This is a genomic window from Chitinophaga parva, assembly GCF_003071345.1.
Classification (GTDB): domain Bacteria; phylum Bacteroidota; class Bacteroidia; order Chitinophagales; family Chitinophagaceae; genus Chitinophaga; species Chitinophaga parva.
The window spans coordinates 1873460-1888932 of the sequence record NZ_QCYK01000002.1 but is presented as its reverse complement, the minus strand read 5'-3'; the positions used below and the strand labels follow the sequence as shown (position 1 = coordinate 1888932).

Sequence of the window (15473 nt, the reverse complement as noted above, 5' to 3'; positions counted from 1 at the left end):
TCAACAGCGGGATGCAAAAGTAAACAATAAATTCATTCCACAAAATATTTTTGCAACCTCATGCACAAGGGCTCCTTGCATCGTTTTTAAAAACCGCCACGGCAAAGAATTTTAACCTCCTAAAAATTTATGTAATCTCCCCACCCTGGTAACAGGAAAGTAAATATGTAGAATTTCCCCTATTTCTACATCACAGCCATCGCCCCAACACCTATTATCATACACTCCTGATCCCAAAACCCCCTCCGCCCCCTAAAATCACTGCCTGTAGTGTCAAATCACCTTGTTTTTTCATCTGTGTAGTGGTAATGTAGTGCCGGAAAAATAGGTTTTCCCCTGCGCAGCCCTGAAATTTGATGCATCATTGTAGGGATGATCCACGCCCCCTGCACTGTCAAAATCCACGATGATGAAGCAACTTTGGACCCTTTTATTATGCACCCTGCTGGCCGCCGCCGCATCTGCCATGCCCCCGGATGGGCACCCCACCCTGGCCATTGGCAGCCCTGCACCGGATTTTAACCTGCAGGATGTAAGCGGTAAAACCTACAGCCTGGCCGCTTTTAAAAATGCCAAAGTACTGGTAGTGGTCTTCACCTGCAACCACTGCCCTACCGCCCAGGCTTACGAAGACCGCCTCATTAAACTGACCAGCGATTATAAAAATAAAGGCGTAGCCGTCGTGGCCATCAATCCCAACGACAACAAAGCCCTCCGCCTGGATGAACTGGACTTCTCCGACCTGGGCGATTCCTTTGAAGACATGAAAGTGCGCGCCCGCGAAAAGCATTTCAACTTTCCCTACCTCTACGATGGGGAAACCCAGGCCGTGGCCCACCGCTATGGCCCGGTGGCCACACCGCATGTATTTGTATTTGACGCCGCCCGTAAACTGCGCTACAACGGCCGCTTTGACGATACGGAATCTCCCTTCAAAACGCCGGTGACCAACGATGCCCGCAACGCCATAGACGCCCTGCTGGCTGGCAAAGAAGTGCCGGTAAAAACGACCAAGATCTTTGGCTGCTCTGTAAAATGGGCCGAAAAACGCGACGGCGTGGCCAGGGCCAAAGCGGAATGGGCCAAAGAACCGGTTACTGTGGATAGTATTGATGTGAAAGGCATACAGGAACTGGTAAAGAACACGGGCGATAAACTGCGCCTCATCAATGTGTGGGCCACCTGGTGCGGCCCCTGCACCAAAGAATTTCCCGACTTCATGGACATGTACCACATGTACCGCGACCGCGACTTTGAATTTATCAGCATCAGCGCGGACAATGCAGCCAAAAGCGCACAAGTGCTGAAGTTCCTGCAAAAACAGGGCGCTTCCTGCAAAAACTACCAGTTCACGCTGGATGATAAATACAAACTCATTGAGGCCATCGACACCAGCTGGCAGGGCGCGCTCCCCTACACCCTGCTGGTGGAGCCCGGCGGTAAAGTGGTTTACAAAATGGAAGGGGCCATTGATCCCTACCTGCTCAAAAAGACGATTGTTAATAATCACCTGATCGGCAAATACCCATAAGCATTGGAAAGGAAATTCATTATTGCATCCCACGGCCAGCTGGCCAGCGGGGTACAATCTTCCCTGGAGCTCATCATCGGCAACACAGGGCACCTCACTACCGTAAACGCCTATACGGAGGGCAATGAGACCATAGCCACCGCACTGGATGCGGTACTGGATACCCTGCAACCCGCACAGGATCTTATCATTTTTACGGACCTGCTGGGGGGCAGCATTACCAACCAGGTACTCCGCCATGCCTTACGGGAACGGGTACACATAGTGGCCGGCTTTAACCTGGCCCTGCTCATTGAAATACTGATGGCAGACCCGGGCACACCCGCCGCAGAAGTGATAACTGCCGCCCTGGCAAACGCCCGGGAGCAGATGGTTTACGTGAACAAACTTATTCCGTCGCATGATTAAATTACTCCGGATAGATGACCGCCTGGTGCACGGCCAGGTGGCCATGGCCTGGACACCCGCCCTGGGCGTGGATTGCCTGGTGGTGGCCAATGATAAAGTGGCCAGGGACGATTTTATAAAAATGACGCTCAACCTGGCCAAACCAGCCAGTGCCAGGCTACTCGTCAAAAGCATTGCAGACACCATCGCCTTCCTGAAGGATGAACGCAGCAAACCGTTGAAGCTCCTGGTGCTGGTAAACAGCGTGGCAGACGCCCACACCCTGGCGCAAAGCCTGCCGGAGATCACCTCCATCAACTTCGGAGGCCTGCGTATGCGGGATGGGGCCAAAGCGGTATCCAGGGCGATCTACCTCACCGACGCTGACATTACGCTGGTCAGAACCCTGCTGGAAAAAGGCACCGCGCTGGAAGTAAGACAAGTGCCTACAGACAAGCCCACCGGCCTCGAATCGCTGATCTAACGGTAACGTATATACGCGAAAAGCATTTTATCAATCAAAAGACAACGCACGTTGCTGACCTCTTTTATCTTACTGACCCTCATTGCCACGTTTGGCCACTGTGAAGACTTCCTGGGCACCTCCCTGCTCAGCCGCCCGCTGGTACTGGGCCCGCTGACAGGCCTGGTACTGGGCGACCTGCAGCAGGGCATTATCATCGGTGGTACGCTGGAGCTCATTTTCATGGGCAACATCAAGGTGGGTGCCGCCATTCCGCCAGACGTGATCACCGGTGGCGTACTGGGCACCGCCTTCGCCATCATGAGTGGTAAAGGCCCTGCTATTGCACTGGCGCTGGCGGTCCCTATTTCCATCCTGGCAGAAATGGTGCTGAGTGGCCTGTTCGTGTTCCGTTCTTTGTTTAATAAACGCTTCCAACAATACGCGGAAGCAGGGGATTATAAAGGTGTGCAACGCCTGCACATTGCCTCCGGGCTACTGAAACCCTTGCTCATGGGGCTCATCACCCTCCTGGCATTACAACTGGGTGCCGGCGCTATGAAAGCCTTGCTGGACAAGATACCAGCCTGGGTGAATACGGGTTTGCAGGTGGCGGGCAATATGCTGCCCGCGCTCGGCTTTGCCCTGCTCATGAATCTCATGTTCCACAAAAAAGTAGCACCCTACTTTTTCCTGGGTTTTTTGCTGGCCAGCTACCTGAAACTGCCGGTGATCGCTATCGGTGGGCTGGGCACCGTACTGGCATTGATCATTACCAATGCCGGTCAAAAGGAACCGGCTGTTGAGGATGAATTTGGAACACCGGAAACAGAGCCTGCGCCAGTCAACGGGCAATTGCCCTCCGGTATCATCCGCAGGCTGTTCCTGCGCTCTCTGGCCCTGGAAGCCAATTTCAACTTTGAAACCTGGCAAAATACCGGGATGGCTTTTTCCATCATCCCCGTGCTGAAACGCCTGTACCGAACCAGGGAAGAGATGGCCCGCGCATTGAAACGCCATTTAACCTTTTTTAATACCAGCCCTTACGGCGCCACGCTGATCATTGGCATTACCGCCGCCATGGAAGAACAATACAGCCGGTCGGCCGATATGGATGAAGAAAGCATCAACGCCGTGAAACTGGGACTGATGGGGCCTTTGGCCGGTGTATTTGACTCATTGTTCTGGGGCACTTTCAAAGTAATTGCAGCGGGCGTGGGCACTTCGCTGGCGCTTAAAGGCAGCCTGCTGGGGCCCATCCTCTTCCTGCTGATCTTTAACATACCGCACTTTCTGCTGCGTTACAACCTGGCGTTCACCGGTTACAAAGCAGGCAATCGCTTCCTGCAAAACCTGGCACGCGGCAACGTGATGGACCGTCTCACCAACGGCGCCGCCATCCTGGGTTTGATGGTAGTTGGCGCCATGCCGGCTACGCTGATGAACATCCGTACACCACTGCGCCTGGGCAACAGCGATACGGGCGTGCCCGTGCAAAGCTTACTGGACCAGGTAGCTCCCTGCCTGCTGCCGCTGGCCCTTACGTTTGCCGTGTATTATGGATTGAAAAAGAACATTAAAACTACATATCTGCTCTTAGGCTTACTGGTACTGGGTTTCGTGGGCAGCATGCTGCACGTGTTTGCCTGAGCAGGAAATGATGACGCATGAAAGGAATAGGAGTATCGCCCGGCATTGCCATTGGTAAGGCAAGGGTGCTGAGAAAAAAAATAACAGTGGTCTCCGGCACGCGGCTGCAAAATGAGGCAGAGATAGCGATTGCTATTGCGCAATACGATGACGCCGTACACTGCGCCGTTGCCGGCGTGGAGGCCCTCCGGCGAAAGGTGTTGCTGCCGGAAGAAAACGACCTGCTGGACGCACAAATAGAACTGCTGCGCGACCCGCAGCTAAAAGCAGATGTGGAAGCCCGCATCCGGGAAGACAGGCTGCCTGTGCAGGATGCAGTGGCCGCTGTGATAGCAGCCACCGTGCAGTTGTTCCGCTCTTTGAAAGATGAATACATGCAGGCACGCACCGCAGACATACAAGACATTGGGGATCGCCTGCTTACACACCTGGAAGGCACGCAAACGCAAGCTGACAAGGACTTTGCGCCAGGCACCATTCTTATTGCGGAAGACCTGTCGCCTGCTGATACCATCGCCATGGACACCCGCCATGTAACCGGGTTTGCCACGCAAAGCGGCGGGCAAACGTCCCACGCGGCCATCATCGCAAAGGCGCGCGGCGTACCAGCCGTGGTGGATTGTGGGGCTTCACTCCATGCCATTGAAGATGGGGACATTGTGATCGTGGATGGAGAAAAAGGCCTGGTGCTGCACCAGCCGGATGCGGCTACAATTAACGCATACAGCAATCGCCGCATGCAGCTGGTAGCACAGCAACCGCCATTACACGCCATTAAAGACGCGCCTTGTGTAACAACCGACGGCACCCCCATCCTGCTGCTGGGCAACATTTCCGGCGCAGCTGACCTGGACCTTGTGTTTGCAAACGGTGGCCAGGGAGCCGGCTTGCTCCGCACTGAATTATTGTTCATGAGCAAGCCAGGGTTCCCTTCAGAAGCAACGCAATATGCATTTTATAAAGCGGCGGCACTGGAAGCTAAAGGCAAACCAGTGACCATCCGCACCCTGGATGTGGGAGGAGACAAGCAACTACCCTACTTCCGCATGGAGCCGGAACAGAACCCTTTCCTGGGCTACCGTGCTATCCGCATTTGCCTGGATGAATGGAAAGATATTTTCCGTACCCAGCTCAGGGCCATTTTGCGGGCCAGCGCCAGCGGTCCCCTCAGCATCCTGTTTCCCATGATCACGAACGGGGAAGAACTGCAAGCCGCCAAATCCTTACTGGAAGCGGAAAAGCAGGCATTACGGCGTGAAGGGATTGCATTTGATGAAGGCATTGAAACCGGCATCATGATAGAGGTACCAGCTGCCGCGCTGATGGCGGACATGCTGGCTGCGGAGTGCAACTTCTTCAGCATAGGCACTAATGATCTTTGTCAGTATACCATGGCGGCAGACCGTATGCATCCCAAAGTAGCCGCGTTGTATGATCCGTTTCATCCTGGCTTCCTGCGCCTCGTGGCACAGGTGATCGCCGCGGGGCATGCACACCACATCCACGTGGGCATGTGTGGTGAAATGGCGGCCGATCCGCGTGCTACGCAATTACTGCTGGGCATGGGCCTGCGCGAATTTTCCATGAGCGCCGCCAGCATACCGGCCGTTAAAAGCAGGGTGCTGCAAACCAGCATGGAACAAGCCGTTGCCTTGTGGCAGCAGGTACAGACCATGCGCAGCGCGCAGGACATCATTCAATATTTACAGGAAAAAGTACCATGATCTCGAAAGCATACGTGATACAAGCGGCGGAAGGCATCCACGCAAGGCCCGCCACCGCCTTGCTTAAACTGTCCCGCAATTTTACATCCGTCATCAGTTTACGCAAAGACGGCAAAACGGTAAAGCTCAATAGTATGCTGAATATACTGGCCATGGCCACCAAGGGCGGTGAAACGCTGACGGTCCTGGTGGAAGGAGAAGATGAGCAACAGGCCGCAGCTGCACTGGACCATTTTTTTACAACGGAACTGAAAAAACTATAAAGTGAAAATAACGATCGAAAAAGATGAGCACGCCTTTGATGTAGCCGCCGCCTGGCGCATCATAGGCCAGATGCTAAGCAAGCCGGATGCCGTGATAGGGCTGTCCACCGGCCAGACCACCATCAATATGCATGGCATGGTATCCGCCATTCACCAGCAATACCCGTTTGACGTATCGAAGATCACGCTCTTCAATGTAGACGAACTGACTAACCTGCCCCGCACTTACAGTGGCAGTTGCTATACGATGATCCTGAACCAGATTGCCGGCCCGCTGGGCATTCCACCGGAAAACTTTATCATGCCACCTACACAGTCTGATGATTTTGAAAGAGAGGCCCGCCTGTTTGAAGCAGCCCTGGCCGCCCGCGGTGGTGCTGACCTGCAAATGCTGGGCATTGGTATGAACGGGCATATCGGCATCAATCAACCCGGTACCCCCTTTGAAAGTGAAACCTGGGTATCGCCCATGGACCCTGACTTTGAAGCACGGGTGCGCCGGGAAACACAGGTGCCGGCAAACATTGTATTGGGCGGGCTAACCCGCGGCATTAAAGAGATCATGCACACCAGGAAGGTGATCCTCATTGCCAAGGGCGCTCACAAAGCAGACATTATTGAACAGGCCATCCTGGGCCCTGTAACAACAGACATTCCCGCATCGGTGGTGCAGCTGCACCCTGATTGCGAAATATTACTGGATGCCGCGGCCGCGTCAAAAATTGCAGACCGCGTGCAGCATCTTCTAAGGTGATAAAGCGGAGTGGTAGCCACTTTACTCACCCGGCGCAGGCGGTTATCCGCTTGCGCCTTTTTTATTGAGTGGAACGCCGTACCGTATTCAGTACGTTGATGAAGCCAATGCCATTCTCAATTTCAGGCTTCAGGGTCGTGGTTACTTTGTGCAGGCCGGGATCAAAATATTCCGCGAGGGTAAGCATGTAAATGCTGGGTTGGGGATTGAACGGTGCGCCGATCTTGAAAGCGCTTTCCTTATTGGCAGCACGTTTGCGGTCAAATTCCACTTTGGAGTTCACATACTCCGGGTGTTGCTTTTCACCAGTAATAAAAGGCACGGTCCAGTTTACACAGTTGGCAATGGAAGCCTTATTTTCTCCTACATAATGATAAAGATCCTGGCCGGTGGCACGCCTGATGATCACGGCCAGCTTGATCAGCGGCTCCAGGTTGTAAAGCTGGTAATGCAGGGCATCGCGCTCTGCAAAGTCAATACCGGAACCATCCGGCAGCAGGTTATGCTCCACCTGGTCCTTCATACCGTCAATAGCGTATTGCTGGAAAGCCTGGTTGCCAATAGCAAAACCGATCTCCCCCACTTCCTTGATGCGGTGGGAGTGCCAGTTGTTATGATTGAGCGCGTGGCGCAGCGTGGCCTTGCGGATCTCTTCACTGGCGGTGCTTTCCAGCCAGGCCACGATCACCTGGTTCTTATCTGCCGGGATCTCTGTTTTCAGCAGGTCATATGCTTCAACTGCCGGGTCCAGGTTGGTATCGTCAATGGGATCGCCATTGGCTTTATTGACGGTGGCCCAGGCCAGGAGATATTCAATGGCCTTTTCCTTGTAGCGGGTTGCTTTGGTGAGGCGGTATTGCAGGGCAAGGCCCAGCATTTTTTTCAGGTCTTCAAAGGACTTCCAGGAAGCAGCCTTCTGCGGATCGCCCTGGAGGCGGCCTTCCGTATGGATGGTATCTATAGGGCCTGGCGCTTGCAGGAAAGCCGCTTCTGCCGCGGCTTTCAGCGGGGCATATTGCTGCTGCGCCAGTGTGTCGGTTTTCAGCAGTTTACGCAGCCTGTCCACTTCTTTTGGCTGGAGGCTTACATATTGTGCGTGCGTGGTGTAGGCGGCGCACACGAGGCAGAGCAATAATAACTTTTTCATAGTTTAATAAAGTAGCAGGTTCAGATCCGTTGTGTCAGGTGCAGGTAAGTGGGTATAGTGTGGTGCAGCTTTCAGCACGGCGTAGTGCAGTGCTTCCATGCCAAAAGGTTCTATCTGTTCGTACTGCCAGGCTTGCGTATTACCATCAAAAGGCAGCAGGAATTGGATACATTTTTCCAATCCCCTACCATCCGTGGTGGTGTGCGCCCAAAGGTCTGTACCCAGCGATTGGGCCAGCACGGCCAGTTTGGTCCAGGCGGAGAGATTGAACAGGGAATAGCTCCAGGATTTGGTGCGGGCCAGCTCCAGCGGCTGCTGTCCGTCCGTAGTAAATTGCACTTCCATGCGCGGCATGCTGGTATGTATAATAATGTCCTTTGCTATAGCGGGTTGCCCGGTAAAAAGCGCATAATCACAGACCTGCAGGTCATAAAAAGTACCATGGTTGTTTTTCTCCTTATGCTCTTCCATACCATTCTTACTGGTGAGCAACCAGTGCAGGTATTCCCGGAACCACTGCTTCAAACCCTTCACCAGTACGGCATCCAGGGCAGGGCTCTTTTCCAGCATGGCCACGGCATCCGGGATGTTCATAAGGCCTGCTGTTTCAATGATGCCAATGCCGCGGCCGTCGTTCACTCCCGGCACATACTGCCCGTAGTTTAAGTTGGGATGCATGCGGGTAGCGGTATCCGCAAACCAGGTGCGGAGCAAGGTGGCTGCCCGTTGTGCATACGCCTCCTTCCCGGAAAAATAATATGCCACGCCCAGTTGCTTCACCTGGGAAGCCATGGTTACCAATTGGCTGTTATCGTGCAGCAAATAACGTTCGGGATTGATGTGCCCATCCCTGCGCACATAGGGCACTCCATTGGGCTTGGTGCTATCCGGCCACCAGTAAGGCGCCATGCTTACATAATCATGGGCATCGCCGCTGGGGCCTAGTTTTACCTTGTGGAAGGTTACCGAAAAAGAATCGCTCTTAGCCAGTATGGCATCAGCATTGCGCAGCAGTGGCTGCACCTGTGCAGTATCCCCTTGCCGGTAGCGGGTTTTAAAAGCTTTCAGTGCAGCACCATCCACCAGGATCAATTGTGCACGGGCGTAAAAGCCTGCCAGCAGCAAGGTTGCAAGGATCACAATATTTTTCATGGCCTATTTGTGCTTGGTGTGCGCCAGTAACCAGCGGGCCAGGTCGGCAGCTGCTTTATCATTCTGGTAAGTGGCGGGCAGGCGCCCGTTCACATATTCATTATACAACCAGGGATCTCCCACGGCAAACACCATACCTTTTCCATACTGCACCGTTGCGGCTATCACGGCGCCATGCTGCGTTTTCAGCGCTGGCCTGGCCTTGCCTTTCAGGCTGATGCTGGCTACGTCTTTCAGGAACAGCTGCTTTGCTGTTTTGAAAATGGGATCGTTTTCCAGGTAGATGGTACCCGCTGCAAAATGAGCATCGTTGAGCACGTGATTTTGCAGGTCGCTGTTGAAATGCAGGCCAAATGCGGCGGCCAGCATATTGAAGTGCTCCAGTTCCGTATTGGCACTGTCATTGGCCATCAGCACCAGCACCCCACCGGCCTTCACCCAGTTCTTAATAGCGTTCACATGAGCGGCTTCCACGTAATGCGGATCGGCGGTTTCCTTTTTAGTATCCGGGTCTACAATGATATACACATCACTGTGCTGCAGCGCGGCGGCGCTGGGCGCTTCCTGCAGGGTATGGAGCGTAGCACCCTGCTGGCGGAACATTTCACCCCAGATAGAAAAGCCTGTTTCATCCGTATCTTCCCAGAGATAGTGGAACGGCACTTTCTCTCCCCCACCCTTGGGCGTATGAAATTCATGATTGAAGTAGTTGTCAACCGTCACGGTTTGCGCAGCAGCCACACCGGCCCAGCAACAGGCCAGCAGGCAGATAAATGTTTTTTTCACAGCTGGTTTTTAGGTCAGAACGAAACGTGGAGCGTTTTGCTCAAAAATAGCGCAACCAGGACTGTGGTGGGTGATTTTCTACGAAATCGTTTTCGGCGGGCCGCAAAAAAATCAACTCCTCCTGGAAGAATTCCGCTCAAACAATGCCGTGGGCAATACGCGTGTTTCAAACTTCGTTACCGGGTGCTTGCTCTTAATGATCCCGAGTAGCAATTCCATGCTCTGCTTCCCGATCTCGAACGCCGGCTGCACCACCGTACTTAGCGAGGGATTCAGTACCTCGCCCAGCAAGGTATTGGTAAAGCCCAGCAGCGCCACCTGTTGCGGAATGGCAATATTATTTTTGTGCAGTAATGACAATACAGAAGTAGTAATACGGTCAGATGCCGTAAAGATGGCATCCGGCCGCTCCTTCATGGCCAGCAGTTCATTCACCGCCTGTTCTATCTCGTCAAAGTCTTTCCCGCCATGCATGCAGTATTTGATGTAGCGCTCATCCACTGCTATCCCATTATCCGTCAGCGCCTGCTTGTAGCCATTGAGGCGGCCACCGGTGATGGATAACTGGGCCGGGCTGGTAATATGGGCAATGCGTTTATAACCCGATTGCAGCAGGTGCAACGTGGCATTATAAGCGCCATTGAAATTGTCTACAATTACTTTGTGGGTATTGATATCATCTGTGACCCGGTCAAAGAAAACGATGGGCAACCCTTTTTTGTGCAGGGCCTGCAAATGCTCCACGTCCTTGGTTTCCGAGCTGAGGGAAATAAGCAACCCATCAATGGAACGGTGGGTAAGGTGGGTCACGTTCTTTAGCTCCAGGTCAAAAGATTCGTGTGTCTGGGTTATAAAAATATTGTAGCCTTCTTTGTATGCAACGGACTCAATGCCGTTGATCACCTGTGAGTAGAACTGGTTATCAACAGAAGACACCACGATGCCCACGGATTTGCTTTGTCCTTTTTTCAGGCTTTGGGCAATCGGGTTCGGCCGGTAATTGTGTGCAGCGGCATACTCAGACACCAGCTTCTTTGTTTTTTCGCTGATCTCGTAGCTATCCCGTAAGGCTTTGGACACAGTAGACACAGACAGTTTCAGTTCCCTGGCAATGTCCCTGATGGTAATGGTGTCAAGATTCATATGCGCTCCCCGGCATCAGTTTTAACGTAAGAATTTCATAACATGTTCTTGCAGTAAAGTACAACAAATTATTCAATTCCGGGGAGCGGGCGAACGCAGTATTACATCAGTGGAGCACTACCGGTTTAAACCGGGGTACCAGCAGTTTCATAATGCACCAGGGCACCAGGTAAGCAAAGGCACAGATACAGAACAAAATAAGGTAAGCGGTATGCGGCGTTTCGTGGTAATGCTGGTTGAGCCGGCCAGCCAGCTGCTGGAACAGTACGCCACCAATGCCCCCGGCCATGCTGCCAATACCGGTTACAGAACCCACCGCCTTTTTCGGGAACATATCGGACACAGTGGAAAACAGGTTGCAGGACCATGCCTGGTGTGCAGCCGCCGCTATGCAGATCACCGCTACCGCCAGGGTAGCCGCATTGCCGCCAAAGCGATCACTGTCCGCAAAGTACTGGGTGCTCAGCAACACCACCGGGCAAAGTGCAATGAGCAACATGGCCGTCATACGGGCCTTGTACACTTCCATACCTTTGTTGATGAAGAACATGGGCAGGCTGCCGCCAAACACGCTACCGGTAATGGCAATACCATACACGATGAACGTAGGCAGCATCACTTCATGCCCTGTCATGCCAAATTGCTTTTTCAGGTAGTCCGGCAGCCAAAACAGGAGGAACCACCAGATGCCATCCGTCATGAACTTGCCAATGAAGAAAGACCAGGTTTGCCGGTGGCCCAGGAGCTTCCACCAGCTTACCTTTTCACGCACGGCCACCTCTTCTGAAGGGGCCACGTGCACTACCAGGTCGTCACTGTGAATATGGTCATACTCTGCCTTGGACAGGTTTTTCATGCGGGCTGGCGTATCATACAAGGCAAACCAGAAGAGGAGCCAGATAAACCCAACACCGCCGGTGATGAGGTAAGCATATTTCCAACCCATCCCGCTGCCGAAATAGCCCATACACCATGGCACAAACAGGGCCGCCACCATGGCGCCGAGGTTAGAGCCACTGTTAAAGATACCAGTAGCCAGTGCACGTTCTTTTTTCGGGAACCACTCTGCCACCGTTTTAATAGATGCCGGGAAGTTGCCCGCCTCTCCAATACCAAACAGGCTGCGGATAAAGGCATGTGCGCCGGAAGCCGCGCCCGCAAAGGCATTCAGCATACCAAAGATGGACCACATCACCAGCGACAGGGCCAGGCCCAGTTTAGTGCCAATACGGTCTATCACCCAGCCGGCCAGGATGGTCATACCGGCATAAAAACCGGTGAAGCAGGAAGTGATGTTGGCAAAATCAACGTCGGTCCACCCGAAGCCGCCATTGGCCACGGGCGTGCAAAAGAACTCTTTCAGGTAAGAGATCACCTGGCGGTCCATATAATTGATCGTGGTGGAAAAAAGGAGCAAGGTCACAACTACCCAGCGGTATTTTCCTCTCTTTTCAGCTGTCATAACGTGGTGGAGCTAAGTACTAAAAAAAATAAAAGCGGTGTGGGTCAGACACCGCTCCAAATATTATACGCCTCCAAAGATGGAGAATCCGCCATCTACACAGATCATGGCGCCCGTTACAAACTCACTGGCGTCGCTGAGCAGCCATACCAGCGCGCCTATCAGCTCATCCGGGTGGCCAAAACGTTTGAAGGGTGTTTGCCGGATGGCCAGTTCGCCGCGCTGGGTGTAACCACCTTCCGGCCTGGTAAGCAGGTAGCGGTTCTGTTCCGTGAGGAAAAAGCCCGGTGCAATGGCATTCATGCGGATCTGGTCACCATAACGGTTTGCCAGTTCCACAGCGTACCACTGGTTGTAGCAATCCAGTGCGGCCTTGCCCATATTGTAGCCCAGTACTTTCGTAATGGCGCGCTTGGAATTCATGGAAGAAATGTTCACGATGCTGCCGCGGCCTGTTTGGGCAATAGCTTCGCCAAATACCTGTGTGGGCAGTACGGAGCCCCAGATGTTGATCTCCATGGCCTTTTTCATGCCTTCCAGGTTCATGGAAAACAGGTCTTCCTCCGGCTGCAGCACCCCTTCAGGAATGTTGCCACCCGCCCCGTTCACCAGGCCGTCTATACGGCCAAAAGCGGCTACCATCTTATCTTTTGCGGCCTTCAACTCATCTGCTTTCATCACATCAGCTACCAGGGCCATGGCGCGGCCACCTGCTTTGTTAATGGCTGCGGCTCTTTCTTCTGCCACGGCTGCATTACGGCCCAGGATGCCCACGGCACCGCCGGCTTCCACCACGCCTTTCACAAAGGCGCCGCCTAAAATACCGGTTCCCCCGGTTACTACGATTGCTTTATCAGCTAAAGAGAAGTTGACACTCACGGTTGCTCGTTTTTTTCAATAAGTTATAACATATCTGCGATACGTACTGCATCCATATCGGTATAATCCAGGTTTTCACCTGCCATGCCCCAGATGAAGCTGTAGCTGGCGGTAGCGCTGCCGGAGTGGATGCTCCAGGGCGGAGACACGATAGCCTCATGGTTTTGCAGCAGTACATGGCGGGTTTCGTGGCCTTCGCCCATGTAGTGGAATACTTTGTGTTCTGCTGGAAGGTCAAAATAAAAATACGCTTCCATGCGGCGGTCGTGCACATGGGCGGGCATGGTGTTCCAGATGCTGCCATTGTGCAGGATGGTGAGGCCCATCACCAGCTGGCAGCTTTGAATGCCTTCCAGGTGGATGTACTTATTAATAGTACGTTGATTGGCGGTGGCACTATCACCGGTGTGCACCTTCGCTGCATCTGCATGCGTGAGCAAGGTGGTGGGATAAGTGGTGTGCGCGGGTGCGGAGAGCAGGAAGAATACAGCGGGTGCCGCGGGGCGCTTGCTGCGAAAAGTAACGTCCCTGCTGCCCTTCCCGATATAGAGACAGTCCAGTTTATTTACGGTAAAGGTTTTTCCGTCCACGGTCACTTCCCCATCGCCGGCCACGTTGATGATGCCTATTTCGCGGCGCTCCAGGAAATAATTAGCGCGCAGGTTTGGGTAATTTTCCAGGGAAAGTGTTTGCTGCACAGGGTTTGCGCCACCTACGATCATGCGGTCGTAGTGGGTATATACATTTACCAGTTGGTCCGGCTGGATGATCTTATCTACCAGGAAACGTTCTCTGATGGTGGTGGTATCATAACGCTTAAAATCTTCCGGATGCACTCCATGAATGACTCTCAATTGACTATGTTTTAAATGTTTATTTACGGGAATTCCCAGCAATACTATACTACGGCGGCTTATTTTTAAAAGAATTGCGGATTTATTTCTACGCAAACGTTGTAGATAAATGAATAGTTAAAGTTTAATTTTTAACCCTGCGAGGTGCCCTTCCACATTAAAATTAAACCATTAACGGTTCCCATTTTAAGGAACAGCTTCCCCTACAACGTTTTCGTAAAATACCCCGCCCCGTCCCGGAAAAAGGCGCTAATATTGAACGGGCCTGCGGCCCTGATTGTTCACACCAGAATCTGTGTTAAGATGACTATGCGCATTCCACTGTATGCTAAAACTTTTTCGCTTATGTTCTTATCCATGTTTGCCGGCATTTTTGCTTTTGCGCAAAACAAAACGGTGAATGCCCAAAAGGCCCGCCAGTGGGTGCAGCGGCAGGGCTGGCATCCCGGCTACGCCCTTAAAGTGTACAACGATGTGGATGCGGCTACTTTCTACCAGCAATACCATGCCAACAAAGCCGCGTGGGACAAGGCTTTCGCCTTCCTGGCAGATCCGGGCACAGCTTCCCTGGCACCGGGAAAATACCCCATTGCCGGCGATACCGTGTATGCCTCCATCACCGAAAATCCTTCCAAAACACTGGACCAGGCCAGCTGGGAATCGCACCGCAAATACATTGACCTGCAATATGTGATCAAAGGCAAAGAGCAGATCAGCGTAGTACCGCTGGACAAGGCCACCGTAACGCACCCGTACGATGCTGCCCATGATGCGGCCAACTATACCGCTTCCGGCAAGGATTACATGGCAGCGCCAGGCACCTTCTACCTCTTTTTCCCAAAAGATGTGCACCGCCCCAATGTGAAAGTGGATGGCTATGATGTAGTAAAAAAATTAGTGATCAAAATCAGTTATACCGAGTAATGCCCGAAAGCAAGATCATTCAATCTGAAAATACCATTCCCTGGGAAGACCTGGGCGGTGGCCTGAGCCGGCAGGTGTACGGCTACAATGACCAGCTGATGATGGTGAAAGTGCGTTTTGAGGCCGGTGGCATTGGCACCCTGCACAGCCACCCGCATACCCAGGTCACCTACGTGGCTGCCGGCCGCTTTGAAGCCACCATCGGGGAGGTGAAGCAGCTCATCTCTGCAGGCGATGGCTTTTATGTGCCTCCCCACGTAGTACACGGTGTAGTGTGCCTGGAAGCAGGAATGCTCATCGATTCTTTCAACCCGGCAAGAGAAGATTTTTTATAAGGCAAGCAACTTCCCTGGA

Annotated in this window: 16 protein-coding genes; 9 read left to right on the top strand and 7 right to left on the bottom strand. The window is 53.0% G+C overall.

The annotated features are described in order from the left end of the window. The first annotated feature begins 406 nt into the window (after nucleotides 1-406). From DCC81_RS17855 to DCC81_RS17825, 7 genes are read left to right on the top strand one after another with little or no spacing between them, the layout of a single operon-like run. The gene (locus DCC81_RS17855; protein ID WP_240613017.1) at nucleotides 407-1531 is read left to right on the top strand and encodes a redoxin domain-containing protein; all 1125 of its coding nucleotides are present in this window, start codon (nucleotides 407-409) and stop codon (nucleotides 1529-1531) included. Between the two features lie 3 nt (nucleotides 1532-1534). Further along, nucleotides 1535-1939 carry a PTS sugar transporter subunit IIA gene (locus DCC81_RS17850; RefSeq protein ID WP_108687942.1) on the top strand — a complete coding sequence of 135 codons (405 nt, stop codon included), beginning with the start codon at nucleotides 1535-1537 and terminating at the stop codon, nucleotides 1937-1939. Then, nucleotides 1932-2402, top strand: coding sequence for a PTS sugar transporter subunit IIB (locus tag DCC81_RS17845; RefSeq protein ID WP_108687941.1), 471 nt, complete (start codon nucleotides 1932-1934; stop codon nucleotides 2400-2402). The genes DCC81_RS17850 and DCC81_RS17845 overlap by 8 nt, the downstream gene beginning before the upstream one ends. 51 nt (nucleotides 2403-2453) lie before the next feature. Then, nucleotides 2454-4031, top strand: a complete 1578-nt coding sequence (locus tag DCC81_RS17840; RefSeq protein ID WP_108687940.1) for a PTS system mannose/fructose/sorbose family transporter subunit IID — start codon at nucleotides 2454-2456, stop codon at nucleotides 4029-4031. Between the two features lie 17 nt (nucleotides 4032-4048). Beyond that, nucleotides 4049-5755 (top strand): phosphoenolpyruvate--protein phosphotransferase, encoded by a 1707-nt coding sequence (gene ptsP, locus DCC81_RS17835; RefSeq protein WP_108687939.1) that lies wholly within the window; start codon nucleotides 4049-4051, stop codon nucleotides 5753-5755. Continuing rightward, nucleotides 5752-6018: an HPr family phosphocarrier protein gene (locus DCC81_RS17830; protein WP_108687938.1), complete on the top strand. Its 267-nt coding sequence runs from the start codon at nucleotides 5752-5754 to the stop codon at nucleotides 6016-6018. The genes ptsP and DCC81_RS17830 overlap by 4 nt, the downstream gene beginning before the upstream one ends. Nucleotide 6019: 1 nt before the next feature. Beyond that, on the top strand, nucleotides 6020-6772 hold the full coding sequence (locus DCC81_RS17825; protein ID WP_108687937.1) for a 6-phosphogluconolactonase: 753 nt from the start codon (nucleotides 6020-6022) through the stop codon (nucleotides 6770-6772). Between the two features lie 61 nt (nucleotides 6773-6833). Here the strand turns inward: DCC81_RS17825 and DCC81_RS17820 are convergent, their stop codons facing one another. The 7 genes from DCC81_RS17820 to kduI form a co-directional block, all read right to left on the bottom strand. Continuing rightward, on the bottom strand, nucleotides 6834-7919 hold the full coding sequence (locus DCC81_RS17820; protein ID WP_108687936.1) for an alginate lyase family protein: 1086 nt from the start codon (nucleotides 7917-7919) through the stop codon (nucleotides 6834-6836). A 3-nt stretch (nucleotides 7920-7922) separates the two neighbouring features. Then, nucleotides 7923-9071 (bottom strand): alginate lyase family protein, encoded by a 1149-nt coding sequence (locus DCC81_RS17815; RefSeq protein WP_108687935.1) that lies wholly within the window; start codon nucleotides 9069-9071, stop codon nucleotides 7923-7925. A gap of 3 nt (nucleotides 9072-9074) precedes the next feature. Then, entirely contained in the window at nucleotides 9075-9857 is a 783-nt protein-coding gene (locus DCC81_RS17810; RefSeq protein ID WP_108687934.1) for a DUF4350 domain-containing protein, read from the bottom strand. 111 nt (nucleotides 9858-9968) lie between these two features. Beyond that, nucleotides 9969-11000, bottom strand: coding sequence for a LacI family DNA-binding transcriptional regulator (locus DCC81_RS17805; protein WP_108687933.1), 1032 nt, complete (start codon nucleotides 10998-11000; stop codon nucleotides 9969-9971). Between the two features lie 106 nt (nucleotides 11001-11106). Next, nucleotides 11107-12462 (bottom strand): MFS transporter, encoded by a 1356-nt coding sequence (locus tag DCC81_RS17800; RefSeq protein WP_108687932.1) that lies wholly within the window; start codon nucleotides 12460-12462, stop codon nucleotides 11107-11109. A 63-nt stretch (nucleotides 12463-12525) separates the two neighbouring features. Further along, on the bottom strand, nucleotides 12526-13341 hold the full coding sequence (locus DCC81_RS17795) for an SDR family oxidoreductase (RefSeq protein ID WP_108687931.1): 816 nt from the start codon (nucleotides 13339-13341) through the stop codon (nucleotides 12526-12528). A 23-nt stretch (nucleotides 13342-13364) separates the two neighbouring features. Further along, the gene (kduI, locus tag DCC81_RS17790; protein ID WP_108687930.1) at nucleotides 13365-14195 is read right to left on the bottom strand and encodes a 5-dehydro-4-deoxy-D-glucuronate isomerase; all 831 of its coding nucleotides are present in this window, start codon (nucleotides 14193-14195) and stop codon (nucleotides 13365-13367) included. Nucleotides 14196-14540: 345 nt separating this feature from the next. On the opposite strand from kduI, the gene DCC81_RS17785 reads away from it, so the two are divergent. Both DCC81_RS17785 and DCC81_RS17780 read left to right on the top strand, forming a co-directional pair. Further along, a complete protein-coding gene (locus DCC81_RS17785) occupies nucleotides 14541-15119 on the top strand; it encodes a YhcH/YjgK/YiaL family protein (RefSeq protein ID WP_165806629.1) in 579 nt (192 codons plus the stop codon). After that, the gene (locus tag DCC81_RS17780; protein WP_108687928.1) at nucleotides 15119-15454 is read left to right on the top strand and encodes a cupin domain-containing protein; all 336 of its coding nucleotides are present in this window, start codon (nucleotides 15119-15121) and stop codon (nucleotides 15452-15454) included. Before DCC81_RS17785 ends, DCC81_RS17780 begins: the two co-directional genes overlap by 1 nt. Nucleotides 15455-15473 lie beyond the last annotated feature (19 nt).

Excerpts from the sequence above, each read along its gene's own strand:
- ptsP (WP_108687939.1), top strand. The coding sequence starts at position 4,049 with ATGAAAGGAATAGGAGTATCGCCCGGCATTGCCATTGGTAAGGCAAGG.
- DCC81_RS17820 (WP_108687936.1), bottom strand. The coding sequence starts at position 7,919 with ATGAAAAAGTTATTATTGCTCTGCCTCGTGTGCGCCGCCTACACCACG.
- DCC81_RS17785 (WP_165806629.1), top strand. The coding sequence starts at position 14,541 with ATGTTCTTATCCATGTTTGCCGGCATTTTTGCTTTTGCGCAAAACAAA.
- DCC81_RS17800 (WP_108687932.1), bottom strand. The coding sequence starts at position 12,462 with ATGACAGCTGAAAAGAGAGGAAAATACCGCTGGGTAGTTGTGACCTTG.
- DCC81_RS17855 (WP_240613017.1), top strand. The coding sequence starts at position 407 with ATGATGAAGCAACTTTGGACCCTTTTATTATGCACCCTGCTGGCCGCC.
- DCC81_RS17845 (WP_108687941.1), top strand. The coding sequence starts at position 1,932 with ATGATTAAATTACTCCGGATAGATGACCGCCTGGTGCACGGCCAGGTG.
- DCC81_RS17830 (WP_108687938.1), top strand. The coding sequence starts at position 5,752 with ATGATCTCGAAAGCATACGTGATACAAGCGGCGGAAGGCATCCACGCA.
- DCC81_RS17815 (WP_108687935.1), bottom strand. The coding sequence starts at position 9,071 with ATGAAAAATATTGTGATCCTTGCAACCTTGCTGCTGGCAGGCTTTTAC.
- DCC81_RS17805 (WP_108687933.1), bottom strand. The coding sequence starts at position 11,000 with ATGAATCTTGACACCATTACCATCAGGGACATTGCCAGGGAACTGAAA.
- DCC81_RS17780 (WP_108687928.1), top strand. The coding sequence starts at position 15,119 with ATGCCCGAAAGCAAGATCATTCAATCTGAAAATACCATTCCCTGGGAA.